This window comes from Pseudoalteromonas sp. Ld20, from assembly GCF_045064175.1.
GTDB classification, from domain to species: domain Bacteria; phylum Pseudomonadota; class Gammaproteobacteria; order Enterobacterales; family Alteromonadaceae; genus Pseudoalteromonas; species Pseudoalteromonas neustonica.
Genome location: NZ_JBISHB010000030.1, coordinates 339,187 through 365,018 on the forward strand (window position 1 = coordinate 339,187; position 25,832 = coordinate 365,018).

24 protein-coding genes are annotated in these 25,832 nt (G+C 39.6%); 7 read left to right on the plus strand and 17 right to left on the minus strand.

Annotated elements, in window-relative coordinates; all coding sequences use genetic code 11:
• Nucleotides 1–52: 52 nt before the first annotated feature.
• Genes ACJJVX_RS07285 through ACJJVX_RS07295 form a run of 3 tightly spaced genes read left to right on the plus strand, consistent with a single transcriptional unit; the run spans nucleotide 53 to nucleotide 5,199 of the window.
• Nucleotides 53–256 carry a DUF3283 family protein gene (locus tag ACJJVX_RS07285; RefSeq protein WP_054203124.1) on the plus strand — a complete coding sequence of 68 codons (204 nt, stop codon included), beginning with the start codon at nucleotides 53–55 and terminating at the stop codon, nucleotides 254–256.
• A 2-nt stretch (nucleotides 257–258) separates the two neighbouring features.
• Nucleotides 259–681, plus strand: a complete 423-nt coding sequence (locus ACJJVX_RS07290; RefSeq protein ID WP_405630815.1) for a GNAT family N-acetyltransferase — start codon at nucleotides 259–261, stop codon at nucleotides 679–681.
• A gap of 15 nt (nucleotides 682–696) precedes the next feature.
• Complete coding sequence (locus ACJJVX_RS07295) at nucleotides 697–5,199, plus strand: EAL domain-containing protein (protein ID WP_405630817.1); 4,503 nt, start codon at nucleotides 697–699, stop codon at nucleotides 5,197–5,199.
• A gap of 11 nt (nucleotides 5,200–5,210) precedes the next feature.
• Here ACJJVX_RS07295 and ACJJVX_RS07300 read toward each other — a convergent pair whose 3' ends face one another.
• From ACJJVX_RS07300 to ACJJVX_RS07320, 5 genes are all read right to left on the minus strand, one after another.
• Nucleotides 5,211–6,158 carry an ion transporter gene (locus ACJJVX_RS07300; protein WP_054203127.1) on the minus strand — a complete coding sequence of 316 codons (948 nt, stop codon included), beginning with the start codon at nucleotides 6,156–6,158 and terminating at the stop codon, nucleotides 5,211–5,213.
• Between the two features lie 157 nt (nucleotides 6,159–6,315).
• Nucleotides 6,316–6,789, minus strand: a complete 474-nt coding sequence (locus tag ACJJVX_RS07305) for an adenylyltransferase/cytidyltransferase family protein (RefSeq protein WP_054203128.1) — start codon at nucleotides 6,787–6,789, stop codon at nucleotides 6,316–6,318.
• Entirely contained in the window at nucleotides 6,786–7,826 is a 1,041-nt protein-coding gene (locus tag ACJJVX_RS07310) for a lipopolysaccharide assembly protein LapB (protein WP_197279050.1), read from the minus strand. The genes ACJJVX_RS07305 and ACJJVX_RS07310 overlap by 4 nt, the downstream gene beginning before the upstream one ends.
• Nucleotides 7,827–7,856: 30 nt before the next feature.
• Complete coding sequence (locus ACJJVX_RS07315; RefSeq protein ID WP_405630822.1) at nucleotides 7,857–8,789, minus strand: uroporphyrinogen decarboxylase family protein; 933 nt, start codon at nucleotides 8,787–8,789, stop codon at nucleotides 7,857–7,859.
• A gap of 10 nt (nucleotides 8,790–8,799) precedes the next feature.
• Nucleotides 8,800–11,466 carry a bifunctional acetate--CoA ligase family protein/GNAT family N-acetyltransferase gene (locus tag ACJJVX_RS07320; protein WP_064435787.1) on the minus strand — a complete coding sequence of 889 codons (2,667 nt, stop codon included), beginning with the start codon at nucleotides 11,464–11,466 and terminating at the stop codon, nucleotides 8,800–8,802.
• 143 nt (nucleotides 11,467–11,609) lie between these two features.
• On the opposite strand from ACJJVX_RS07320, the gene ACJJVX_RS07325 reads away from it, so the two are divergent.
• Nucleotides 11,610–12,326, plus strand: a complete 717-nt coding sequence (locus ACJJVX_RS07325) for an SIMPL domain-containing protein (RefSeq protein ID WP_064435786.1) — start codon at nucleotides 11,610–11,612, stop codon at nucleotides 12,324–12,326.
• On the opposite strand, the gene ACJJVX_RS07330 is transcribed toward ACJJVX_RS07325, so the two are convergent.
• From ACJJVX_RS07330 to ACJJVX_RS07370, 9 genes are all read right to left on the minus strand, one after another.
• On the minus strand, nucleotides 12,311–13,567 hold the full coding sequence (locus ACJJVX_RS07330; RefSeq protein WP_405630825.1) for a lipopolysaccharide biosynthesis protein: 1,257 nt from the start codon (nucleotides 13,565–13,567) through the stop codon (nucleotides 12,311–12,313). The two genes, ACJJVX_RS07325 and ACJJVX_RS07330, sit on opposite strands and share 16 nt — an antisense overlap.
• Before the next feature lie 14 nt (nucleotides 13,568–13,581).
• Nucleotides 13,582–14,277, minus strand: coding sequence for a hypothetical protein (locus ACJJVX_RS07335; RefSeq protein WP_405630827.1), 696 nt, complete (start codon nucleotides 14,275–14,277; stop codon nucleotides 13,582–13,584).
• Between the two features lie 136 nt (nucleotides 14,278–14,413).
• Nucleotides 14,414–16,246: a DUF885 family protein gene (locus tag ACJJVX_RS07340; RefSeq protein WP_054454535.1), complete on the minus strand. Its 1,833-nt coding sequence runs from the start codon at nucleotides 16,244–16,246 to the stop codon at nucleotides 14,414–14,416.
• Between the two features lie 82 nt (nucleotides 16,247–16,328).
• On the minus strand, nucleotides 16,329–17,465 hold the full coding sequence (hemW, locus tag ACJJVX_RS07345) for a radical SAM family heme chaperone HemW (RefSeq protein WP_170173762.1): 1,137 nt from the start codon (nucleotides 17,463–17,465) through the stop codon (nucleotides 16,329–16,331).
• The gene (gene rdgB, locus ACJJVX_RS07350; RefSeq protein ID WP_405630831.1) at nucleotides 17,462–18,061 is read right to left on the minus strand and encodes an RdgB/HAM1 family non-canonical purine NTP pyrophosphatase; all 600 of its coding nucleotides are present in this window, start codon (nucleotides 18,059–18,061) and stop codon (nucleotides 17,462–17,464) included. The genes hemW and rdgB overlap by 4 nt, the downstream gene beginning before the upstream one ends.
• A 3-nt stretch (nucleotides 18,062–18,064) precedes the next feature.
• Nucleotides 18,065–18,508 carry a DUF4426 domain-containing protein gene (locus tag ACJJVX_RS07355; protein WP_170173763.1) on the minus strand — a complete coding sequence of 148 codons (444 nt, stop codon included), beginning with the start codon at nucleotides 18,506–18,508 and terminating at the stop codon, nucleotides 18,065–18,067.
• 50 nt (nucleotides 18,509–18,558) lie between these two features.
• The gene (locus ACJJVX_RS07360; RefSeq protein WP_054454534.1) at nucleotides 18,559–19,092 is read right to left on the minus strand and encodes a YggT family protein; all 534 of its coding nucleotides are present in this window, start codon (nucleotides 19,090–19,092) and stop codon (nucleotides 18,559–18,561) included.
• 31 nt (nucleotides 19,093–19,123) lie between these two features.
• Entirely contained in the window at nucleotides 19,124–19,945 is an 822-nt protein-coding gene (gene proC / locus ACJJVX_RS07365) for a pyrroline-5-carboxylate reductase (RefSeq protein ID WP_054203140.1), read from the minus strand.
• A gap of 15 nt (nucleotides 19,946–19,960) precedes the next feature.
• Complete coding sequence (locus tag ACJJVX_RS07370; protein ID WP_054203141.1) at nucleotides 19,961–20,674, minus strand: YggS family pyridoxal phosphate-dependent enzyme; 714 nt, start codon at nucleotides 20,672–20,674, stop codon at nucleotides 19,961–19,963.
• Between the two features lie 2 nt (nucleotides 20,675–20,676).
• Between ACJJVX_RS07370 and ACJJVX_RS07375 the strand changes: the two genes are divergently transcribed.
• From ACJJVX_RS07375 to ACJJVX_RS07385, 3 genes are read left to right on the plus strand one after another with little or no spacing between them, the layout of a single operon-like run.
• Nucleotides 20,677–21,717 (plus strand): type IV pilus twitching motility protein PilT, encoded by a 1,041-nt coding sequence (locus tag ACJJVX_RS07375; protein ID WP_054203142.1) that lies wholly within the window; start codon nucleotides 20,677–20,679, stop codon nucleotides 21,715–21,717.
• A gap of 21 nt (nucleotides 21,718–21,738) precedes the next feature.
• Entirely contained in the window at nucleotides 21,739–22,869 is a 1,131-nt protein-coding gene (locus tag ACJJVX_RS07380; protein ID WP_054203143.1) for a PilT/PilU family type 4a pilus ATPase, read from the plus strand.
• Between the two features lies 1 nt (nucleotide 22,870).
• Complete coding sequence (locus ACJJVX_RS07385; RefSeq protein WP_082378983.1) at nucleotides 22,871–23,830, plus strand: hypothetical protein; 960 nt, start codon at nucleotides 22,871–22,873, stop codon at nucleotides 23,828–23,830.
• Here ACJJVX_RS07385 and ruvX read toward each other — a convergent pair.
• Genes ruvX through gshB form a run of 3 tightly spaced genes read right to left on the minus strand, consistent with a single transcriptional unit; the run spans nucleotide 23,793 to nucleotide 25,815 of the window.
• A complete protein-coding gene (gene ruvX, locus ACJJVX_RS07390; protein ID WP_054203144.1) occupies nucleotides 23,793–24,239 on the minus strand; it encodes a Holliday junction resolvase RuvX in 447 nt (148 codons plus the stop codon). The genes ACJJVX_RS07385 and ruvX overlap by 38 nt on opposite strands.
• Nucleotides 24,240–24,276: 37 nt before the next feature.
• Nucleotides 24,277–24,834, minus strand: coding sequence for a YqgE/AlgH family protein (locus tag ACJJVX_RS07395; RefSeq protein ID WP_054203145.1), 558 nt, complete (start codon nucleotides 24,832–24,834; stop codon nucleotides 24,277–24,279).
• Between the two features lie 27 nt (nucleotides 24,835–24,861).
• Nucleotides 24,862–25,815, minus strand: coding sequence for a glutathione synthase (gshB, locus tag ACJJVX_RS07400; protein WP_054203146.1), 954 nt, complete (start codon nucleotides 25,813–25,815; stop codon nucleotides 24,862–24,864).
• Between the last annotated feature and the right edge of the window lie 17 nt (nucleotides 25,816–25,832).

Below are 25,832 nucleotides of genomic sequence, written 5' to 3' on the forward strand. Positions count from 1 at the left end.
TATTTGATATACTAAGCTCACTTATATGGTTTGTAATAATAACGGGTAATTGATGTCATTTAACTTATGTTTACTCCCTAGAGAGCAAAAATATCAAATTCAATTAGACTATGAAGCATCGTTTTGGGCGTATCAAATAAAACGTGGAAAAAGCACTCGCGAACAAATATATAACACCATACATAGCCGCCCTGTTGCTGACCAAGTGTTTCTTAAGCAACAATTTGAGCAATATTTAGCAGTTATGCTGAGTTAACCATGGCATTTAGGTTTGAATGTTTAGATCCTGTAAAAACGCCTTTAGTAAATAAATTTTATGATTCAAATGGCGCGCGAGGACGAGCAAACAAACAAGATGCTGTGTGGGTTGCCTATGCAGACTTTGACATAATCGCAGCATGTAGAATTCAAAATCGCGGTGATCACTTATTTTTATCTACCTTATTAGTTACACCATCTTGGCGTGGTAAAGGGATTGCAAGACAGTTACTTAGCCAGGTCATAAAAAGTCAACAGCAAGAAGTTTATACATTTGCATACCAAAGTTTAATTGATTTTTATCGGTCAATTGGGTTTAACTTTGTGTTAACATTACCAGAGCCTTTAGCGACACTATTTTGTTTTTACCAGCAACGAAAAATAGTAGCAATGAGCATTAGGTCGAGTAATTATTTAAAATAAAACTTGGGGTTATGAATGAGCAAATGGTTTAAGGTTATGACTTTTTTTTTCTTAGCCATCAATATCGCTATTAGTCACTTAGCTGTTGCACAAGTAAAACGATTATCACCAAGTGAAGGGCTATCACAAAGTTACGTCAGTAACATGTTGATTGATAACAATGGATACCTTTGGCTGGCAACCGAAGGTGGGCTCAATCGTTATGATGGTTATCAAGTACTGCACATTGCAGGTCCTAATGGGGAATTGGATGAAGCTGTCATTGATAGTATTTATCAAGATTCAAATGGTTATATTTGGATTTCATCCATTCTAGCTGGTTTGTTTCGCTATGATCCGAGTACCGACAGTTATCAACAGTTTTTATCAAAACCCATCACTGCACAAGAGATACTTAGTCAATCTGTTTTTAGCATGATTGCGGTTGATGATAAATCACTGTGGATGGGGCGAGGGTGGGATTTTGCTAGGTTAGATATTGCGAGTGGACAAATAGAAACGATTTTTGAACTACCAGAGCGCACTCGTAGCACTGTCATCCGAGAGTTACTCCATTACCAAGATTATATTTTTATCGCCACGAGTATTGGTGCGTATGTGTATCATATTCCAAGTGGTGAATACCGCCCACTAGAGCACCTAAGCGGTGACCCCGATCATGTATATCAAAACTATGTTAAGTCCTTTGCGTTAGGCGAGAGTGGCCGTTTATTGGTTGGGGCTGTTCGCGGTCTATATGAAGTAGATATTAGTGATTTACCAACCATGTTTGAACGTCCGGATATCCCTTTTAAAAATAAAACACTACTGGCTGATTTAAATATATGGAAAATTATTAATGAGAATTCATCAGTAGAGCTAGGTACAGACAAAGGCTTATTTAAGTATGACTTAGCGAGCGGTGAGTTATTTAAAAGCAAGAGAATAAATGATAGCGATTACTCACTTTCTGACGCAAGTATTATCGATATAGTTAAAGATAGTAATGGTGCTATGTGGGTGGCAACAAAAAGTGATGGTGCATTTTATTTGCCATCAGATCATTACCATTTTAAGAATGTTAACAGCAATATTTTGAAAGGAGATGGCTTATCACACCCCTCTATTTGGGGAGTTGCTGAGTTTGAAAATAAAGTATGGTTAGCAACTAATAATGGTTTAACTGCGGTCGATTTAGAAACCTTGCAAGGGCAGGTGTTTTTGAAGGACTATCAGGTTGATTTGTTTACAACAGAGTTTAGCATCTACAAGGTTATGCCTTATAAAGGTAAGTTGTGGCTACACAGTAATCGAGGGGTATTTAGCTTTGACCCAAAAACATATGAAGTAACACCAGCAAAAAGTGCGCAACCTAGTAAACAACATTTAATTGATGGTTGGGTTCACGGAACAACACTAATGCCCAATGGTGATCTTTTTTACGTGCACTCAGATCATGGTATGTTTACCTTCAATTTAGATAGTCAGATTATTACGCCATTAGAAGGTGATTTTAATAGTTTTGAACCTTTCTTAGTTTATGGATTTTTACCACCATTACCAACAAAGCCAGACGCGCCTTTATTTTATAATGCAGGTATTTTATACCACGTTGACCCGCAAACCTTTGCGTTATCAAAAATTTACTCAGTGCCAAAACAGCATGAAAATGTTGCTATCAATGTGATGTCATATATTGTTGATAACAATAATATATTGTGGATTTCATTTTCAAATTACGGCCTTATTGGATTAGATGCCAGTAACTATAAGCTGCTTTATACGATAGATCTTGATAAAAATAAATTAGGTACCTTGCTCTATGACATGGTGTTGGATGAGGCGGGAATGATTTGGATGAGTAGCCACAAAGGTATTTGGCGATTGAATCCACAGAATCAACATTTTCAGCAGTTCACAACATCAGAAGGACTCGTTTCAACTGAATTTAACAGTGGTGCATTTACACGTCTAAAAAGCGGTGAAATTGTTTATGGAACATTAAAAGGCTTTACTTACTTCTACCCGAATGAAAATTATCCACAGCATGGGCTAATTGATAAGGTCAATATTACTAATATCGATCTAATGTCGCGAGAGCTATCTGAAGATCTAAAACAGCCAATTAATCAGGTTATTTTAAATCATGATGATATCGGTCTTGAAGTCGCTTTTTCAGCCATGGCGTTTAATTACCAAGAGCGTATTGTTTATGAGTATCAGCTTTCTGATGGTCAAAAATCATATACACGAAATAATAATCGTGTACTTTTTCCAAAACTTAATCCTGGTGAGTATCAACTAAAAATCTGGGCTAAAGACCCTTTAACTGGAGATTATACTACGCCCGCAGTATTAGATATTATTGTGAAGTATCCACTGTGGCGAGCGCCTCACTTTATGGTTTTTTACGCGATAATTTTGTTTGCTTTAGCCGGTGCTTGGAATATGCGCCGTAATCGTATACAACAATTATTACTTGCTGCACATAGAGAAAGCCAAGAGAGTGAAGCGCGCTTAAAACTAGCGTTGGAGGGAAGTCATTCTGGTGTTTGGGATTGGCAGTCTACGAGCCCTATTATCTATCAACCACGGCTTAAAAATGAACTCGATTATGATATGGACGCTGTTAATTTAGACGATTATTTAGCAAAAATACATCCGCAGGATAAACAAACATTTCGGTTAGAGTGGCTAGAATTTCTTTCTACGGATAAAGGCTATTTTAATTGCACTTACCGTTTACGCCACAAAAATGGCGATTGGCGTTGGTATAAAGATTTTGGCAAAGTCGTTGCTTGGCAAGGCAGTACACCAATAAAGGTTGCGGGCACTTATACAAATATGACACGCGAATTAGTTTTTGAGGAGCACGCGCGACTATTTGGTGCTGCATTTGAGCAAACACGAGATTGGGTGTTTATTTTAGATAAAAACTTACGAATTTTAGCAACGAATAAAGCACTGCAAAATGCATTTAACTTTCCGTCAGAGTACCGTTCTAGTCGTTCGCTTAACTTAGGGCTAGCACGAACTGTGCGCGTGAATTACTTACGTATCATGAAAAAACAATTGGTTGGTGAGCATTATTCTGCAGAAGAAACAGTATATTTAGCAAGTGGTGAAGCACGCCAAGTACTCATAAAAATAAGCGCTGTTGCAGGAAGTGATCAGCGTTTAGAAAGCTATGTAATTATTTTGACAGATATTAATGCGCAGAAATTAGCTGAAAATGAATTGTTTTTGTTGGCTAATTATGATGCTTTAACAGGTTTGCCTAATCGCACATTATTTAACGACCGTGTTGAGCATGCGCTTGAACAGGCTAAATCTCATGATTGCAAAGTTGCATTACTAAATATAAATATTAAACGTTTTAAGTACTTTAATGACTCATTAGGGCATGGCGTAGCCGATGAAATTATAAAATCAGTAGCCTTACGATTAAAAGCCACAATACGTCCTCAAGACAGTATTGCACGCTTTAGTGGTGATGAATTTATGCTGCTAGTTGAAGATATCAATCAAGTAGAAGAGGTATTGTTAGTTTGCGCTAAACTGATGCAGTGCGTGAGTGAAAATATTGTCGCCAACGAACAAGCACTTAATGTTAGCCTTAGTATTGGAGTTGCTATTTACCCAGATGATGCCAGCAGTGATAAAAGCTTAATTAAAGCGGCTGACATCGCTCTTTACCACGCTAAAAAAAGCGTAGAAGGATGTTACCAATTCTACAAGCAAGAAATGAATGTTCATGTTCAAAAAGCCTTACATTTAGAGTCTCAGTTGACCAAAGCATATCAAGAACATGAATTTTGTAATCACTACCAAGCTATTGTAAATGCACATACCCAGCAGGTTGAGGGATTTGAAGTATTGCTTCGTTGGCCTGAGAATGATGAATATAAGACTCAAGAGTTTGCTTTAGCCGCTGAAGGGATAGGGTTAATCACTAAAATTATGTTACAAACTCTTGCGCGGGCTTTAATTGAACTAAAGCAATGGCGACGAATTTCACCGCAGCTATATATATCTATTAATTTATCTGCGTTGGATTTTGAGTATAAAAACTTGGTGAGCGAAATTCGTCAAGCCTTGATCACCGCAGGTGTACAACCTCAATCCGTTGTATTTGAGATCACTGAATCTGTGTTAATGCATGATTCATCGTATGCACAAGAAAGCATGCTTAAGCTTAAGCAGTTAGGCTGTAAGTTATATATGGATGACTTTGGTACTGGCTATGCCTCATTAACTTATTTAAAGCGCTTTCCAATTGATGTACTAAAAATCGATCGTAGCTTTGTTAATGATATAGGGGTGGATAGTGATGACGAAGCAATCATAGAGTCAACGCTTGCACTGGCTAAAAGTTTAGGAAAAGAATGTGTTGCTGAAGGGGTTGAAACACCAGAGCAATTAGCTTTTTTACGACAGCTGGGATGTAATTTATTCCAAGGTTATTTATTTAGCAAGCCAGTCCCTGGCGATGAAGTTGCGATGTTATTAGAGCATGATTGGCGAGCGCTACTGGGTTAAAATAACGTACTTTAATCTTGGCGCTCACCACAATGGCGACAGTATAAGTGTTTTGAGCGAGAGCTAAGTTGAACTTTAATTGCTTTATTTGCTTCTTGTTTACTTAAACCTAATTTACAGCGTAGATTTTCTAGGTACTCTGCTTGGTCGTCATCAATTTGACCGTCATGTAGGCGCTCATGTACTGCATCGCTAAACATGATCCTACGTTTTCGTAGTTGTTCAGAAAAGCTTGACGCTAATAAGCCAGTAGGTATTGCTACCATGCCCATGCTTAGCAATGTGATTAGACCACCAAAAAAACGCCCTAGTGGAGTAACGGGCACCACATCGCCATAGCCAACGGTTGTCAGAGTAGCCATTGCCCACCACATAGCAGCGGGAATAGAGCCAAATTTATCAGGTTGAATATCATGTTCAATTAAGTAAATCCCACATGAAGCTAAAATAAGCACCACCGCCATAATAAAAAATGCAGCCATAAGTGAGCTGCTTTCATCACGAAATGATTGTAAAAGCAGCTGCATTGCTCTTGAGTAACGAGTGAGCTTAAAAACACGTAATAGTCTAAATACCCGCAAGAAGCGTAAATCGAAAGTAATAAAAAACATTAATAAGGTGGGTAGAATCGCTATAAGATCAATTAATGCCAATGGTGAAAATACATATTTAATACGGCGCTTTAAATTACTGCATTTCATACTCGTGTATTCGATACGCTCAACACACGACCACACTCTTAATAAATACTCAATGCTAAAAATACTCACAGAGATCAGTTCTAGTAATAAAAACTCATGTTTATATTGCTGCGCTAGACTGATTACAGACTCAAGCACAATCGCAACCACATTTATCATGATCAATGATATTAGAAATACATCAATGTAATGACCCACTTTACGGTATTCACCGTTGCCTTCGAAAAATAGAGCTGTGCGTTTACGTAAATTATTCAAATTAAATCCGTGTGTTCAAAAATATTGTTGTTTCAGTTTTAGTTATTATATGCAAAAAATATACGACTATACGTTGTAATAATGATACGTTGTAATAATGGCAGCCCCTTTTAATTCCAACAGAACCTCGCATCTTGAGGTGGTTTGGGTATACACATTATAAAACCTCTGAGCAGTATGTGATTATTTTTTGCTTAATATCAGTACTCGAAATATCAGGGGTTTGTGGTGCAAACATAACGTCAATATTATGCGCTTGTAATGCATTCGCAGCTTCATTCCAGCGCTCACTGTTTTGCCATTGCCCACCAACAACTACTTTATTAATTCCCCATGCTTTTATCCACCTACAAGCGCTCTGGGTCTTTATAATTGGACTTGGTACTAAGGCCACATGATCCACGATCGCCAATGCGCTTACTATGGACATTCTTTCATGCTGGCTGATGATGGGAAATGTTTTTTTATTTTCAAAGCACAAGTCATCTGGCGCAACAGCAACAAATAGTTCACTGCCTTGAGCTTTAGCAAACTTTAAGTAATTTAAATGACCAATATGAAATAAGTCAAACACACCCAGGGCTAAGCAGCGTGTATTATAGTTACTTTTATTTTCTGAGTTTAGGGTCATGTCTGCATACTTTTGGCTTTATCGGTGAGTTTATTTATTAATATGTCGTGTTTATCAAAAAAAGAAAGTTGGTTTAATGTGTGCTCTAATTTTCCCCATTCGCTCATTAGGCATAATTTATAAAGTCTTGAATACACAAAGCACTGGGTTAATAACGAAAATGATCGAATGTTTTTTGCACATAAAATTGTATCAAAAAGTGGGTCGGGTGTTTGCCAATCTCCATAAAGTGCATTTAGCGTTAGTTCAGGTTGGGCTAGATGCCATACATTGCCATGGGGAGTTATTTTTTCGACTAAATTTATAGTTGGATACTCTGTAATTCTATTCCACTCAAAGGGAATATCACTCATCCAAAGCCCGCAAATAGTACGCTGACTGACGGTATCAACGCCAAAGCCACAAAGATCCATGGTCACCCCATCGGGGTGGGCAAAGCAGCGAGGGTTAATTAAATCATAGGATCGCATATGCTCATGCCAACCTTGGCTTTTTAAAAGTGTAATGGCTTGCTCCATTTGCCCCCAATCAACCCCAATATCAATGTCTTTATCAAAAGGCAGGATTGCGCCTTCGCGTATTATGCCTAGTAGGCTACCGGCGGTGGCAAAGGATTTAATATTTGCTTGACGAAAAAGAGCAAGGGTTTGCCATAGTAAGCTTTCATGTATTTCGGTATCGAATTCAACGTTTGGTTTTGGTTTATAACTATGATTAGGTGGCGTGTTTAACAGCACCTCTAGTGCATGGCGATATTGCTCAACTGCTTGGGGCAGCTCGCGTGCTTGTTGGTAGCACATGCCTAGCGTATGGCTAATCTCGCTTGATGTTGGGTGTGCCGCTAAGGAAGCTATCAATGATTCTATGTGATTTTTTGCTGTGCCTTCTATCAGTGCGATTTCGGCCAAATAACGATGTGCAATCAAACATGAGTTATCTTGGCTCAGTACATACTCAAACTGCCCCCGCGCTAATTGATATTGGTTTTGTTGGTATAACTCAACGGCCTTTATTAACTCGGCATGTATAGTACTCAATTGTTTATCTTCCGTAGGCATAAACTTAATTCACAGTCCTTTTACAATAGAACATGTTTTTAATAATGTATTGTTTTTAATGCTTAAAGGTAGAGTGCAGCTTGGGGCGATAATGACTCTATTAAAATCCAAATGGCGGCTGCAAGATGAAAAAATTCGTTCAATTTCTTTTGCTTTAAGTGGGCGAGGTAATAATAATTTATCCAATAGCCCTACAAATGTAATATCAGGAAAGCGAGTCAGTAAAGCCTTTATAGCTATAACATCATCACAATCATCAATTGATAGTAATGAGAACTTCTTACTATCAAGGAAATCAAAATAAATAGGTGCACTGCAATGATAATGAATAAGGTGGTGCTGGTGGGTTAATTGCGTTATACATTGTTCATCATATGGGGCTACGAGAGTTTTAAATTGCTCATAATTGCAAAATGCAGCGCTCGCATGAAAGCTGCAGTAGTAAATTCTAACATTTTTGATTAACAGTAAAGCGTCAATATATTGCGCTGTAATATCAGTTAATAAAGATAACATTTTTTTATAAGATGTGTGCTCTAATTGGGCTGCTGTTAATGCTCCCCCCAACATTGAATTTAAGTGATAAAGCGGAGAGTAAACCGTTGCAAAACATGCTTTATTGATACTGCTAGGGTGTTCGCTAACACGTTTGTGTGCTTCAATATTTATGAGTAACTGCGGGCAATCGTTTAATTTTTTAGGGCTTTTTTCATCATTTAATAAAGCTGATAAATTATAAACATAGCTGTTTTTTTCAACTGACCCCAAAGGGTTGTGTTGAAAGTGTCGTTTAATGCCAAATGCACTGCATACACTATTACTATTACAGCTTAGTTTAATAAAGCAATGATCATGAATATCTTGATAGGCAATAACTGACTCAGCGAGTAAGTCAGCATCTAAGTCGATATTTGGCCAGTGTCTCCAAGTCGTTACTTTCAACTAAAGCGCCTTATAGTGTCAGTACCATGTTTATACTGCCTTCTTCAAAATCACGGGTTATCTTAAAACCAAGTTTACGAGCAAGCTCGATCATGCCGGTATTTTCAGGCAGCGTGATCCCTTCAATAAATTGCACCCCTTGGCTTTGGCAATAACCAATCGCAGCACGCATAAGCATTCCTCCTAATCCGAGTCCTTGGCAATTAGATCGCACTACAATAGCAAACTCAGCATGAACTTTATCAGGATCCATTAAAACACGAGATACACCTAAAGTAAGGTGTTCGCCCGATTGCTCTTGAGTGACGATAAAGGCCATTTCACGGTCATAATCAATCTGCGTCATTTTAGCGAGTTGGTCATGATTAAATTGTGGCAGTTCTCCAAAAAAGCGTTTATAACGATCTTCTTTACTCAATGATTGATCAAATGCCTGATGGGCTTGCTCATCTTCAGGTTTGATAGGTCGTAATATGGCGGTGCTACCATTTTTTAATGTGACATGTTCAACTAGTTCAATAGGGTAAGGGCGGATAGAGAGTCGTTTACGGTGCGACTGTATTTTATAACGATTCAAGGTCATGGTTGCATCAAGGACTAAAAATTGCCCGTTACTGGCTAAAATAGGGTTTAACTCAACAGAAGTGATGTCAGGTTGATCAATAACTAACTGAGAAATACGCGTTAAAAGTGCGCATAAGCGATATTTGTCAACCTTCTCTGGCAGAATGCGATCTTTAAGCACACCTTTATCATGTGCCGCAGCAATTAAATATTTTGCTAAGTTCATATTTAATGGTGGCAGGGCGACCGCTGCTTGAGCAAATTCTAAGCCTGTGCCTGCTTCACCAAGAAGTATAACAGGACCAAAGTTAGGTTCAGTTTTTACGGCAATTCGCAGTTCATTCGCGCCAGCTCTCGGTGCCATTTTTTGTAACGAGAAACCTTCAATAATTGCATCGGGGTAGGTGTTTCGTATTCTTAATAACATCGCAAATGCGGTTTGCTCTACCTCTTGAGCATCATTTAAATTCAGCACCACACCACCGACTTCTGATTTAGAGGGAATGCTTGGACTAATTAATTTAAGGGCGACAGGAAAACCTAATTCAATTGCTTGCTCTTTGGCTTCTGTGGGGGTGTAAGCCACTTCAGTTTGAATACATTCAACGCCATAATGAGTCAATATTTGACTTGCCTGATGAGTTGATAAATAGCTTTGCTGCTCTTCTAAAAACTCATTGACGGTTTCTTTAGCTGCTTGCTTATTTATTTTCGCATCGTCCGTATTTGACTCAGGCGTTTGCGTTAAATGCTTTTGGTTACGACGATAGCTCACTAAATGCATAAAGGCTCTGACAGCGCCCTCTGGGGTACGATAGGTTGGAATGCTATTGTTACTACATAAACGCCTAGCAGCATAAGCAGCATCTTCACCCATAAAGTTGGTGATCACATAAGGGCGAGCCATTGGCGGGAGTTTGTTAAGAGTCTGCGCAATGATATGCGCATAGTCTTCACTGGGTGCCAGTGCCGATGGTGTATGAATGATTAATAGGTTTTTCACTTCTTTAGCGTGTAGTAATATTTCTAATGCTTGTTGATAGCGTGCGGGGGCTGAGTCACCAAAAATATCAACTGGATTTGAAGTCATATCTGATTGTGGAATGACTTTATTAAGCGCGGCGCGTGTCTCCTCGCTCAGTTGTGTGAGCTTTCCTGAGCTTTGTAATAGGCTATCAACAGCCATTACACCAGGGCCGCCGCCATTAGTTAAAATGGTCAGCTGTTCAACTTTTAATAATTTAGGGTGCATGGCGAGAGTTTGTGTTGCTGCAAATAACTCGGTTAAATCATTAACTCTTAACATGCCGGCACGTTGAAATAGTGCATCATACACGGCATCAGAACTTTGTTGTCCGCCGGTGTGTATTTCAGCCGCGAGTGCACCTGCGGCTGTTTTTCCCGTTTTAATCGCTATAACGGGTTTGCTAAATGCCGCAGCCCGCGCAGCGGAAATAAAGCTGCGGATATTCTCAATGTTATCAATATAAAGTAAAATAGCTTTGGTTTTGGCGTCCCGTCCTAAAAAATCCAGCAGCTCTGCAAAATCAATATCAAGGCAGTCACCTACGGATACAAAATATGAAAATCCAATTTCTTTATGCTTAGCCCAATCTAAAATAGTTGAGCATACAGCGGCTGATTGAGAAATAAACGCCAGTTTACCTGGGCTTGCTACTGTGTGTGAGAAACTCGCGTTAAGCCCCAAGTGAGGAATAAGCAAACCGAGGCAATTAGGGCCAAGTAAAGAAACGCCAGCGGTAAGTGCCGCTTGTTGCAGAGACTCTTTTTGTTCTTTATTTAAGCCCGCAGCAATAACAATGGCATTTTTACATCCTAGCTCACCTAACTCATTAATAATATTTATTAAAGTGTTCTTGTTGGTACAAATAACCGCAAGGTCAGGTATTTTTGGTAAGTCAGTTATGGATGGATAAGCAAGCACACCATGCACTGCAGAGTGTGACGGGCTAACGGGCATTATCGGCCCTTTAAAGCCACCTTGTAATAAATTTCGCATTACAACAAACCCAGCACGGGTTTGATTGTTTGAAGCACCAATAACGGCTACGGAGGTTGGATTAAAAAACTGACTAATGCGCTTTACACTCATTGCTTTTCCTTTGCTGTACAGGACGAGTTAAGTTTAGATACTTACACTCTAATATCCCAATCTATACTCATTAATGTAACCTGTTTATCACGAAGTTTCGAGTGGCAATGAGTCTTAGCTAGATCTATATCAAGGAGTTATAAATGAATAAATCACAAAGCAACAGTTTGACTGTGGCTGCTGCAGTATTAGCCGTTGGGTTATTAGGTTTGGGCTTGATCTTAAAAAGTGCTGCAATTGATGTAAAAAATATGGAGCGTACTGTCACAGTGAAAGGGCTTGCAGAAATAGAAGTGGCAGCGGATACGGTAATTTGGCCATTGCAATTTAGTGATGCTGACAACGACCTTGAAAAGTTAGTAGCGCGCATTGAGCAAAAAAATGATGCCGTTATTGCTTTTTTAAAGCTACATGGCTTTGATGATGACGAAATTAGTCGAGGCGCGCAATCAATTGTAGATAAACAAGCAAGAGAATATGGCGCTGAAAACCAGCAATTTAGATATATAGCACGCGCGAGTGTAACCGTTTATTCATCACAGCCAGATAAAGTTAAAAATGCTTTAGCGAAAGTAGGGCAATTGGCTAAGCAAGGGATTGCCATTGTGCAAGATAGTTATGACACACGTATTGAATATTTATTTACGGGGTTAAACGATGTTAAACCTGCCATGGTGCAAGAGGCGACTGAAAAAGCGCGTGAAGTTGCGATTAAATTTGCCAAAGATTCGCAATCAAAGTTAGGTAAAATTAAAACAGCACGCCAAGGTCAGTTTAGTATTTCGAACAGAGATTCAAATACGCCACAACTTAAAAAAGTGCGTGTCGTGACGAGTGTAGAGTACTACTTGTCAGATTGAATATTGTTACCGAGTAAAAGGGCAACAGGCGTATTCATTTTAAACAGCACTAAGCTGATTCTACTTAGTGCGCCTAATGCAAAACCGATACTAAATGCAACAGCAACACCGGTAATACCGTAATCGTTTTTAAGCCAGCTCGCCAAGAGCAGTGTGATACTGGTTGCTGCTAATAAAATATATAGGTTATGTAGAGGGTTGCCCCTGAGCTTTATAATATTACTTGCCAATACTCTGGCGGGTAATAGCAATTGACCAATGAGTAAAATAATTAATAAATGATGGCCTTCTTCAAGCTGCTTTTCACCGTACAAATAAAGTAGAGGGTGAGCCAGCAGTAATAAGAAAATTATTGCAATAGTATTTACTCGCCATAATAACCTCATAAGTTCAACTATCTGCTGATCGTTAGCTTGTTCACTAAGTAAAATAGGTTTTAAGTATTGGCTTGCAGCATTGGCAAGAATGGTTAATAAGCCTACGATCACAATTGCAGGAAAAAATACGCTCACTCCAGTGGCACCAAACCAATGATGCACTAAAAGCACGTCTAATTTTGCTGCTATTACAGTGCCGGCCCCACTTGCAAGCATAATTAGCGAATATTTACACCAGCTTTTAGCTTTATAGCTTGCAGGTGTAGCTAAAAGAAGCGGTTTTATTAACCAGTATTGATAAACAACAACACAGAGTAAAGCGGCAAAAAGTAGTTGGCATATCACTTCAAGTGACAGTTCTTTAAAAAACAATACAACAAGTAAACAAAAAGCCGTAGTGAGCAATTCAAAAAGGCATTGCTGAGTTAACAACCCAAGTTTAGTTTTATTTAAGGCAATTAAAAATGCTGCTTGGCTTTGCATTACAGCACCAATTGGAACAATTAATAACAAATAGAATACATGCTCTTTGGCACTTTGATGGGGTGATATATGCGTAAAAATAGTCACTACGCAGGCAACAAATAATACGCCGAATAAGCACGATGCAGCTAGGTAAGTATGCTTTAAACCTTGAAGTAAATCATGTTGCTGATTTTTAAAAAGAGGGTGGCTCAAACGCATTAAAGATGATGAAAACCCCATACTTGCTGGTAATAGTAAAATTTCACATAAGGCCAGCAATGCCGCAAAAGTACCAAATTGTTCTGTTGATATTAATCGCGCTAAAAATAAAGTGAGTATAATGCGGCTAAAATGATTCAGAGCAGTAAAGGCACTCAACGAGAAGAAATGTTTATACATTACACAGTTAGCCATTAAGCGTGTTGTTGTAAGTAGCTTTCAATTTTTTCTGTCTTACAACGCAGGTAAGCGCTTGCTAACAATACCGTGTATTCATTAAGTGTGTGGCTCGAAAGAGTGTTTTTTAGGTTGATCAGCGCATTTAAAAATGCAGCCGTATTGATATTTTCATGTTGCTTAAACTGCGCTTCCATCAGCGCGAGCAGTGCGGAGAATTCGTGTTTTGGCAAACTAGTTTGCTCAATATTACACGTAATGTAACATGCAACAGGTGTTAGTCCGGCACTATTTGCCTGGGTAAGAGCTTGTAAGAGGCTTTCGTTACTTTCAAATAGCATTAATGATCGAACATAATTAAAGGGAAGTTTATTAGCTGCGCAGTGGCTAAATAATGTGTGAATCACATTGTTTTTTTGCTCATTTTGCAGTGCAAAGCCATTGTTAAATTTAAGCCCCGGGGTGAAAAAACTTAATAAATCAGTGCTTTTAAATTCACTAATTAAATCTTTAGGAAATGGGTGTTCTGTGAGTATGCGAGTCGCTACATTTTGCAAATAGCTGTATTTAACATCCATCCGTTGTGCACTTTGGTATAAATGTACCAGTTGCATGCTTTGTTGCTGTGACGATAGTGTTGGGAAGTCATCGACAACGGCTTGGAGTTGGTGGTGCTGTAACTGTTGGGTGAGCTGCTTTATGCATTTGTCCATTGGTAGTCCCTCATTATCGTTTATTCTATCCTAGCTGAAATCACTTACTGGTCAAGCTGTTAACGAGCTAAAATTTAGGTTTATGAACAACAAAAAGGCCGCAATTGCGGCCTTTAATATACTTATATAGGTGTTGTTAAGCAGCTGATTTACTTGCAACCCATTGGTCAACAAATGTTTCTAGTACGTTTAATGGTACTGCACCATTTTTTAGTACAACGTCATGGAATTCACGAATATCAAACTTGTCACCAAGTTTCACTTTCGCAGCTTCACGTAGCTCTAAAATCTTAAGCATACCTACTTTGTAGGCTGTTGCTTGTGAAGGCATTACAACGTGACGTTCAACCATTTTTACGCCATCTGAGGTCGCGTTTGGTGTGTTATTCACGTAATAGTCGATACCTTGTTGGCGAGTCCACTTCATTTCGTGGATACCGGTATCTACAACTAATCGACATGCACGCCATAGTTCCATAGCAAGACGGCCGAAATCTGAATATGGGTCTTCATACAGGCCCATTTCTTTTGGTACTAATTCAGAGTATAAACCCCAGCCTTCAATGTACGCTGTGTAGCCACCGAATTTACGGAATTTAGGGACACCTTCAAGTTCTTGCGAAATTGCTATTTGCATGTGATGACCTGGAATACCCTCATGGTAGGCTAATGCTTCCATTTGGTAAGTTGGCATCGCTTCCATGTCATAAAGGTTTGCGTAGTAAATACCAGGGCGTGAGCCATCTGGTGCTGGTTGTTGGTAAAACGCTTTACCAGCTGCTTTTTCACGGAATGCTTCTACTGCTTTTACTTTTAAATCAGCTTTTGGCTTAACAATGAAAAGCTCGTCTAAACGCGTCTTCATGTTATCGATCATTGCTGTTGCTTCATCAAGATAACGCTGCTTACCTTCAGCTGTATTTGGATAATAAAATTGCTTGTCAGTTTTCATAAACTGCATAAACGCTTTTAAATCACCTTTGAAGCCCACTTTATCTTTAATTTCGCGCATTTCATCATGAATGCGAGACACTTCAGCAAGACCAATAGTGTGGATTTCTTTTGCTGTTAAGTCGGTCGTTGTTGTACGTGCTAATGCGTTGTTGTAGAACGCTTCACCATCAGGAAATTTCCACGCACCATCGCGATCGTCAGCACGCTTTTCAAGCTGCGCTAAATAATTAATTAGCTTAGAGTAAGACGGTTTTATAGCTGACTTAAGCGCTTTTTCAGCGTCATTGATTAGGCTGTCTTTCTGTGCTTGATCAATTTCCAATGCCGTTACTTTACGTTTAAAGTCAGCAAGTAATGTTGAATCTTCGCCTTTTTCAAATGGCGCACCGAGAATGATGTTTTTGCTTGAATCAATCACGTGTGGAAACACAAACTTAGGTGCAATAATGCCTTTGCTAGCACGTGTTTCTAAATCTTTAATTAACTGATCGATAACCGTTGTTACGCCATTTAAGCGAGATATATACGCTTTTGCATCAGACACATCACCAATTTGGTGTTGGTTGATCATAAATGCTGGGATCATCGAGTGAACACCAAACATTTGGTTTACTGGGTAGTTATGATAGCGCCATTTAAAATCAGCAATGTTATTTTCAAGATCTTGTTTTTTAAGATCATAGCTAACTTTGGTGCTGTCATCTAACAAATCACGATTAATTGCGTTTAACGCGACAAGATCGTCTTTGGTTTGTTGTAGGTCTTTTAGGGCACGTTCTTCGCTGCCATCATCCCATTTGTCGTAATCTTGTTTGATACCCATATAAGTTTGGTAAACCGGGCTGCTCATTACATCGCGGTTAAAGGTATCTTCGAAAAACGCATTGGCTTTTTCTATTTCGCTTTGTACAGGCTGTGCTTGTACGCTTGGTGTACTTTGTTGCTCAGGTGTTTGCTGGCAACCACCTAGCAGTGCAATACTCACTGCAGCGGCGATAAAGGTAAGTTTACGCATGTTTTCCCTTTTGTTGTTAGAAACCATTAAAGGTTGTTCGTTATTATTAGTGTGTAATTGTTCATTAAATTTGAACAAGTAATTACACAAACAATTCTAGCAGGTCATTTAAAAAACGATGACCTTTTTGGCTTACCTGCCAATGTGTGTCCATATCCACCAGTAGGCCTTTATTTATTGCTTGATTCAAGGCATCTGACTGGCTTTGTAGTGATAACTTTGTAAGCGCATGTAAATCATTTTTTGGGCAGGCTTCAAAAAGCCTAAAACGATTCATAAAAAACTCAAATGGTAAGTCGTCTTGTTCAACCGGCCATTGCTTAAATAAATAAGGTTTAGATAAATCCATATAACCACGCGGATGTTTTACCTTCATGGTTCGTGTAATAAGGCCGGAGGTTGCATCAGTAATTTTACCATGTGCGCCGCAGCCAATTCCTAAATAGTCGCCAAAACGCCAATAATTCAAGTTATGTTGGCATTGAAAGCCGGCTTTGGCATAGCCTGATATTTCATATTGTTGATAACCTGCCGCACTGAGTAGCGCTTGGCCTTGCTCTTGAATATCCCATAAAGTGTCATCAGGCGGTAAAGTTGGCGGCTTTGATGCAAATGCTGTATTTGCTTCAATGGTTAACTGATACCAAGAGATATGCGGCGGGTTAAGCGCAATGATTTTTTTCAAATCATCGAGTGCATCGTCAAGTGATTGCCCCGGTAAGCCATGCATTAAATCAAGGTTAAAACTGTTTAATCCCGCTTCGTGTGCTTGTGTTGCTGCATAGATAGCTTCGTCAGCACCGTGAATACGACCCAGTGCTTTTAACTTATCATCTTGCATGCTTTGCACGCCAATCGAAATACGATTAATGCCAGCGGCTACATATTCTTTAAAGCGACCAGTTTCAACTGTACCCGGATTGGCTTCGAGGGTTATTTCGCAGTTATCACTCAAGCCTATTAAAGAATCAACGGCCTGCAATAAGTTAACGTATGCCTCACCTGTTAATAAGCTAGGTGTGCCGCCGCCAATAAATATGGAGTGAATTTTACGCCCTTGTACCAAGTGTAAATCAGCTTTTAAATCATCGATTAAATGCTGTACATACTCTTTTTCGGGGATTTCGCCTTTTTGACCATGGCTATTAAAATCACAGTATGGGCACTTTTGGACGCACCAAGGCACGTGCACATATAAGCTTAGTGGTGGCAAATTCACAGGCCGCCTTTGAGCTTAAGCTCGATAAGTAAATTTTGGAGCGCTTGACCACGATGACTTACCGCGTTTTTTTGCTCTTTAGTCAATTGAGCGCTGGTGCAATGAAGCGCTGGTACATAAAACACAGGGTCGTAGCCAAAGCCACCTTGGCCATCTTGCGTTAATGTAATTTGACCTTCCCAGCTTGCACTGCAAATGAGTGGCGTTGGGTCATCAGCGTGGCGCATTAATACTAAAACACACCAAAAACGTGCAGTACGAATAGGGTTATCGCCAAGCTCTTTTAAAAGTTTGTTGATATTATCTTGATCGCTGGCACCGACACCCGCGAAGCGAGCGGAATACACGCCAGGTGCGCCGTTTAGGCCATCAACTTCCAGCCCTGAATCATCAGCAATCGCGGGCAGGCCAGTTTCTTTAGCCGCATGACGCGCTTTAATTATCGCGTTTTCAACGAAGGTAGTGCCAGTCTCTGCAACATCACTGACGTGAAAGTCACTTTGCGGCACAACGTTTATTTCTAGTGGGCTTAGCATTTGTGCTAATTCTTTAACCTTTCCATGGTTACCTGTGGCTAAAACTAAGGTTTTTGTCATGATTTAATCTACATAGAATTTTTGTTGAAACTGCAGCTTTTGAAATTGATTGCTTTGTTTAATTTCAATATCAAAACGCAAAATTTCTTCGTTGGTAAATTTCACTTGTGCAAGGTAGTAAACAGACTCACCTTCAATCACTTCTTTAAATGTGAGGGTTTGTTTATTGCCAAGTAAATTTTTAGCTGTGCCACTAAGAGTCGCAATTTGCGCTGTTTTATCTGCATTGTTTTTTAAAATTGAGATATTAACAATGCCTTTGTAGTTACTGCGTTCGAGATCATACGCTTTTGCAATTTGTGGTTGAATAAACGTGGATGGGAATGCAATGTAGTGTACTTGCCAAGGGCCAAGTTCTTTATATTGAGCACCTTGTATTTGTTCGCTGTGAGCACTAAAGGTAATCCCCGCAAGTGCGAAGAATAAAATACTGGCTAGTTTTTTCATAAATGACTCTTAAAAAAAGAGGCCACAATGGCCTCTGGGAAATGAGGTTATTAGCCAATGAAATCCATAAATAGAATTTGTATGAATTGTAGGCTGATAATAAGCACTACAATTGATAGGTCAAAACCACCTAAAGGCGGCAGTACCCTACGGATTGGCTTAAGCATAGGTTCTGTTAGTTGATGGAATACCGCTTCAATAGGGTTATAACCTTGGCTTACCCAGCTTAATAGAGCGCGAATAATTAACACCCAAAACATTAAGTTTAAGCCTTCTTTGACAACCGTTACTAATGCAGTAATAAATACCGTCTGTGCAGACCAACCGCCATAAATGATCAATAGCAATGTTGAAACCTTTGCGACTGCAACGATGAATGCCAATAATAGAGAGGCTAAATCTAACCCTCCAAAACCAGGAATAATCTTACGTAGAGGATTAACAGCAAAAGAGGTTGCTTTGACAACGAATTGGCTCAAAGGGTTATAAAAATCAGCTTTAGCCGTTTGCAGCCAAAAGCGCAGCAACACGACCATTAAAAATAGATCAAAAACAATTCCGATTAAAAATTGCATGGCATTCATAATATTACCTTAAATATAAAACTGAGAAATTTTAAAGTTCTTGTTCCATTTGCTCTGCGCGGGCAATACAAGCATCCATGGCATCAGCGACGGTACCTGTTAAACCTTGTGCTTTTAAATGTTCAACAGCAGCATGTGTGGTACCACCTTTAGATGTGACGTTAGCGCGCAGCTGAGAAATACTGATATCAGGTTGTGATACTGCCATTTCAGCAGCCCCTAGCGCGGTTTGCTGCACTAAGCGGCGTGCATCTTCATCGCTAAAGCCAAGTGCTTTGGCTTTTTCTTCTATGGCTTCCATAAATAAGAAAAAGTACGCTGGTGATGAACCGGTAACCGCAATGATATCGTTAATTTGAGACTCTTTTTCAACCCAAACCGCAATACCTGTACATTCAAATACTTGTTGTACAAAAGCATGCTCATCGGCCGTTTCACCGTCGCCAAATAAGCCAGACACACCACGACCAAGCAATGATGGTGTGTTAGGCATACAGCGGATCATTTTAACGTCCTGACCTAACATTTCACGTAAGCGTTTAACTGTTAAGCCTGCGGCAACAGAAATAAATAGCTTATCGCTTAAGTCTACACCTGAATCTTGGAATGATTTGCATAAATCCCCCATCATTTGTGGTTTAACAGATAGGACAATCACGTCGGCATCACGAAGCGCTGCGTTATTATCTGAGGTGGTGTTCACCCCGAAATCCGCTGCTACCTTAGCGAGTTTTTCTTGGTTACGATTTGTTGCAATAATATTGGAGGCAGCAAATCCTTTTTTTACCATGCCACCAATGATGGCATAGCTCATGTTACCTGTGCCTATGAATGCGATTGTTTTATCTGACATATCTTAGTTATCACCTTAGCTTCGTTGGCCAAAAATATCCGTGCCGATGCGTACCATGGTTGAGCCTGCAGCTATTGCAGCTTCTACATCGCCACTCATCCCCATCGACAAGGTGTCTATATGGGGATATTGGGCCTTAAGTCTATCAAAGCAAGCACGTAATTGCTCAAAATATTGTATTTGTTGCTGTGGGTCGTCAGTTTTTGCTGGGATTGCCATTAGCCCACGCAGAACTAAATTGGGGCTGTCGTTAACGAACTGCGCTAATGCGGCTAGATCATCTGGGTGGCAACCTGATTTGGAGTCTTCCAAGCTTATATTTACTTGAATTAATACTTTAAGAGGGGCCTTATTTATCGGCCTTTGATCATTTAAACGTTTGGCTATTTTTTCACGATCAACACTTTGCACCCAGTCAAAGTTTTCGGCAACAGCGGCCGTTTTATTTGATTGAATAGGACCGATGAAGTGCCAAACAATATCGCTATAATTTGCTAATTGGGTTATTTTATCGACAGCTTCTTGAACATAGGACTCACCAAACTCTCGGTGACCTTGTTGATAAGCCGCTAGAATGAAATCAGCAGGTTTTGTTTTGGATACTGCTAGTAAGCAGACATCATGCTCATTACGATGATATTTTTTTGTCGCTATGGCAATTCTAGCATAGGCGGATTTAAGTCGTTCTGCTATTGTAACCATATAATTATCAGTTAGTTGTGGAGTCATAAATGGATATTACCGAATTGTTGGCCTTTAGTGTGCAGCATAAAGCATCGGATTTACACTTATCATCAGGGGTTGCGCCAATGATCCGTGTCGATGGTGATGTGCGACGTATTAATATACCAGCACTGGAAGACAAAGATGTAAACAGCCTAGTTTACGACATTATGAACGATAATCAACGCAAGGACTATGAGCAAAACCTCGAAGTGGATTTTTCTTTTGAAGTCCCCAATCTTGCTCGTTTTCGTGTTAACGCATTTAATTCTAATCGTGGCCCTGCTGCTGTGTTTCGTACTATTCCAAGTGAAGTATTAACGCTTGATGACTTAGGCGCGCCAGATATTTTTAAAACTATTTCGGATAACCCACGTGGCTTAGTGTTGGTAACTGGTCCTACGGGGTCGGGTAAATCAACCACATTAGCGGCGATGGTTGATTATATTAATCGTAATAAGCATCACCATATTCTTACGATCGAAGATCCGATCGAATTTGTGCATGATAATAAGTTATGCTTAATAAATCAGCGTGAAGTTCACCGCGATACGCATAGCTTTTCGGCAGCTCTACGTAGTGCGCTGCGTGAAGACCCTGATGTAATTTTGGTTGGTGAGCTTCGAGACTTGGAAACAATTCGCTTGGCAATGACCGCAGCAGAAACTGGCCATTTAGTGTTTGGTACGTTGCATACCACATCAGCGCCAAAAACCATTGACCGTATTATCGATGTATTTCCTGGTGATGAAAAAGACATGGTACGTTCGATGCTCTCGGAATCATTGCGTGCGGTAATCTCGCAAACACTGCTTAAAAAAGTAGGAGGGGGGCGTGTTGCTGCGCACGAGATTATGATAGGTGTTCCAGCCATTCGTAATTTAATTAGAGAAGACAAGATTGCGCAGATGTATTCATCAATTCAAACAGGTGCATCGCACGGAATGCAAACCATGGATCAGTGTTTAATTAATTTAGTTAATCATGGTGTTGTTACTAATGCTGAAGCGCGTGTTAAAGCACAAGATAAAACAAACTTTGGCAGTTAGGCAAAGCGATAAGGAACTATAATGACACATTCTCTTAATTACTTTTTGCAGCTGATGATCGATAAACAAGGATCCGATTTATTTGTTTCAAGCCAGCTTCCTGTCAGTGCTAAAATTAATGGTGAACTCATTGCGTTAGGCGATGAAAAAATATCTGACGAAGAATCGCTTGCGTTCGTTGAATCAGCGATGAGTGACAAGCAAAAAGCAGAATTTCATAGCTCGAAAGAATGTAATTTTGCAATCGCGACAGAAGAAGGTCGCTTCAGGGTATCTGCTTTTTGGCAGCGGGATCGCGCTGGTATGGTTATTCGCCGAATCGTTACTCAAATCCCTGACGTAGCTGATTTAGGGCTACCTTCAACACTTACTGATGTGATAATGGCTAAACGTGGCTTAGTGTTGTTTGTAGGTGGCACAGGCACGGGTAAGTCTACCTCACTCGCTGCATTACTTGGTTATCGTAATCGTAATCAACGTGGGCACATTCTTACAATAGAAGATCCGATTGAATTTGTGCATGAGCATCGTAAAAGCATTATCACTCAGCGAGAAGTGGGTCTTGATACAGAAAGCTTTGAATCAGCTTTAAAAAGCTCTTTACGCCAAGCACCTGACGTTATTTTAATTGGTGAAATACGTTCGCAAGAAACAATGGAATACGCATTAAGCTTTGCTGAAACAGGTCATTTGTGTGTTGCTACATTGCACGCAAACAATGCTAACCAAGCAATTGACCGTATTATGCACTTAGTGCCTAAAGAAAAACACGATAAGTTAAAATATGATCTGTCGTTAAATTTACGCGCCATTATTGCTCAGCAGCTAGTGCCAACAGCTGATGGTAACTCGCGTGTAGCTGCAATTGAAATCTTATTAAATACGCCAATCATCGGCGAGTTAATTAAAAAAGGTGATATAGGCGGTATTAAAGAGGCGATGGCAAAAGCCAAGGATATGGGCATGCAAACCTTTGACCAAGCCTTGTTTGAACTTTATAAGCAACAGCGTATCAATTACGCTGATGCCTTGCATCACGCCGATTCACCAAATGATTTACGCTTGATGATTAAACTTAGAAATAACGAACAGCAAGGAGCTGGTTTTCTACAAGGTGTGACAATCGACGGGTTAGATCAAAAAGGTTCATAGTATGATCAATAACATTAAATGGTTATTCTTTACGGTACTTATATTTTTATTGAGTATGCCATTTAGTGTTAGTGCATTGCGCGATGATGTAGCGATTTCTGAGGCAATAAAGAACTTTAAAACTACGGATAATAACGTTGTAATTTATATTCGCGATGATGTCTATCATGATTACATGCGCTTTTTAAATGGTCGAAAAGTCCAAGATATCAATGATTTTAGTGGGCAATTTATTCGTCGAGACGTTGTTGATATGATTCTTGCTCAACAAGCTCTGTTACTTGGTGGATTTAATAAACAATTTAGTTATCAAATTGGCAAAGTCAACTTTAGAAACACTAAATTATTGGAGCAAGGTGAATTATTACTTAGTTTTGATAGTTACTGGAGTCAGGATGCTAATGCACTGAGTGATAAAGTGTTTATTAGCGATCCAGTGATACGTAAAGGAGAGTATTTTTCGGGGGTGTTTACATCACCAAGTAATCGTAAAGTATTTGAAATAAAACACCTATCTGATTTTAGTCAATTAACAAGTGTATCAACACCGCGTTGGCGTACTGATTGGGATACTTTATCCGCTTTGCCTTTAAAAAGTTTAACGCGTGAGGATGAATGGTTAAGCCAAGTTAGAATGGTGTCAATGCAATGGATTGATTTTATGCTAATGCCACTAATGCCTGAAATAAATAATCACTACATACTTGAAAATATTAATTTAAAAGCCGTCCCCAAGGTGCTGATGTTACTAGATGATAGTCGCCATTATGTAGTTTCAAAACTTCATCCTGATGGCAAGCGGGCTTATAAATCACTTCAACAAGGCTTGCAATTATTACGTAAACAAGGGCTAATTGAAAAAGCTTATCGTCAAGCTGGTTTTATTCCAGATTTGACTGATAAGCTTATTATAAATTTACCCGTTAGCCATAAGCCTGCTCAAAGTAGCTCTCTAAAATAATAACCGCAGACATATTATCCACGTTACCTTTACCTAAGCTGCGGTAGCCGCCTTGTTCAAATAGGCGTGCTTTTGCATCAGCGGTCGTTAAACGCTCATCCTGAGTCTCTACAGGTAGTCCATAATGGTTATGCAAACGGTTAGCGAACTTTTTGGCTTTAAAAGTGACTTCTTGATTGGTTCCGTCCATATTTAACGGTAAACCAACGACAAGTAAATCAGGTTGCCACTCATCTACATGCTTTTTAATAAAGTCCCAATTTGGAATACCATCTTTGGCTTTAATTGCTGTCAGGCTCGTTGCAGTACCGGTTAGTTCTTGGCCGATAGCAACACCAATGCTGGTGGTGCCAAAATCAAAACCCATAACGGTACGTTCGCCTTTGGGTTTGAGTTGTTTTTTACTCATGTTGTCTCTATGAAATTAAAGCCCAAATAAGGGCTTGTTATGCGTGGCCTGCTTCAGAGCTTAGTTGGCTAATATCAAAGCCGAGCGTTGCAACAGCTTTTTCCCAGCGTTGTTCTATGGGAGTATTAAAAATAATATCAGGGTCAGCTTTTATAATTAGCCATGAGTTCTCAAGCAATTCTTTTTCAAGTTGTCCTTGTTCCCAGCCGGAGTAACCTAACGTAATAATAAACTGCTCTGGTGCGTCAGGAGTTGTCAGGCTTGCGAGCACGTCTTTTGATGTTGTGATCATTATATCGCTGCTAAGCTCTTGGCTTGCAGCATACCCAGGTGTGGGTGAGTGCAATACAAAACCACGATCGGTTTTTACAGGTCCGCCAGCAAAAACAGCAACGCTTGCAGCGTGTGTAGACTTATCGTTATCAATTTCAATTTTATCGAGTAAGTCCCCAACCGTTATATTAATAGGCTGGTTGATCACCAGCCCCATCGCCCCGTCTTCATTGTGCTCACAAATGTACGCAACAGCACGTTTAAAAAAAGGGTCTTGCATTGATGGCATAGCGATTAAAAAATGATTTTCTAATGATTGCATAACGATACCCCTTTAGTATGTTGAAAATTAAGTATGGCTCAGTTTTCTCTCTATCGCATCAAATAAGCGCCCTGTGATTGAAATATCATAGGCTGCTTCAATTTCTTTTACGCACGTAGGAGCAGTAACGTTTATTTCAGTTAACTTATCGCCAATAATATCTAAACCAACAAAAATAAGTCCTTTCGCTTTTAATGTTGGCGCAACTGCTTCGGCAATTTTGCGATCTGAGTCACTAATTGGGCGAGCTTCACCGCGGCCACCAACAGCTAAGTTACCACGTGTTTCACCATTTTGTGGGATACGAGCAAGGCAATATGGAATAACTTCACCATCGACTACAAGTACACGTTTATCACCTTGCTTAATTTCAGGGATATAATTTTGCGCCATTGCAAAGCGGCTACCGTGTTCTGTAAGTGTTTCGCAAATTACGCCAATGTTGGCATCATTTTCAGTCACGCGGAAAATAGATGCGCCACCCATACCATCTAAAGGCTTTAGAATAATGTCTTTATGCTCAGTCAAAAATGCACGAATTTGGTGCTTGCAACGTGTAACTAAAGTGTCAGGGGTATGCTCACTAAACCAGGCGGTGAATAACTTTTCGTTTGCATCACGTAGGCTTTGTGGCTTATTAATAATAAGTGTACCTTCAAGTTCAGCACGTTCTAAGATATAAGTTGCGTAAATGTATTCAGTATCAAATGGTGGATCTTTACGCATTAAAATAACATCTAAATCAGCTAGGGCAATAGTGGCCTTTTCTTCAAGCTCATACCAATGGTTTTCATCATCAAATACGGTTGCTTTAGCTGCGGTTGCATAGGCTTTGCCTTTACGTAATGAAAGATCGTTCATTTCCATGTAATAAATGTCATAACCACGGCTTTGGGCTTGCATCATCATTGCAAATCCGGTGTCTTTTTTGATGTTAAATCCGCTGATCGGATCTGAAATTATACCTAACTTAATTGCCATGTTCGCTTGCCTTACTG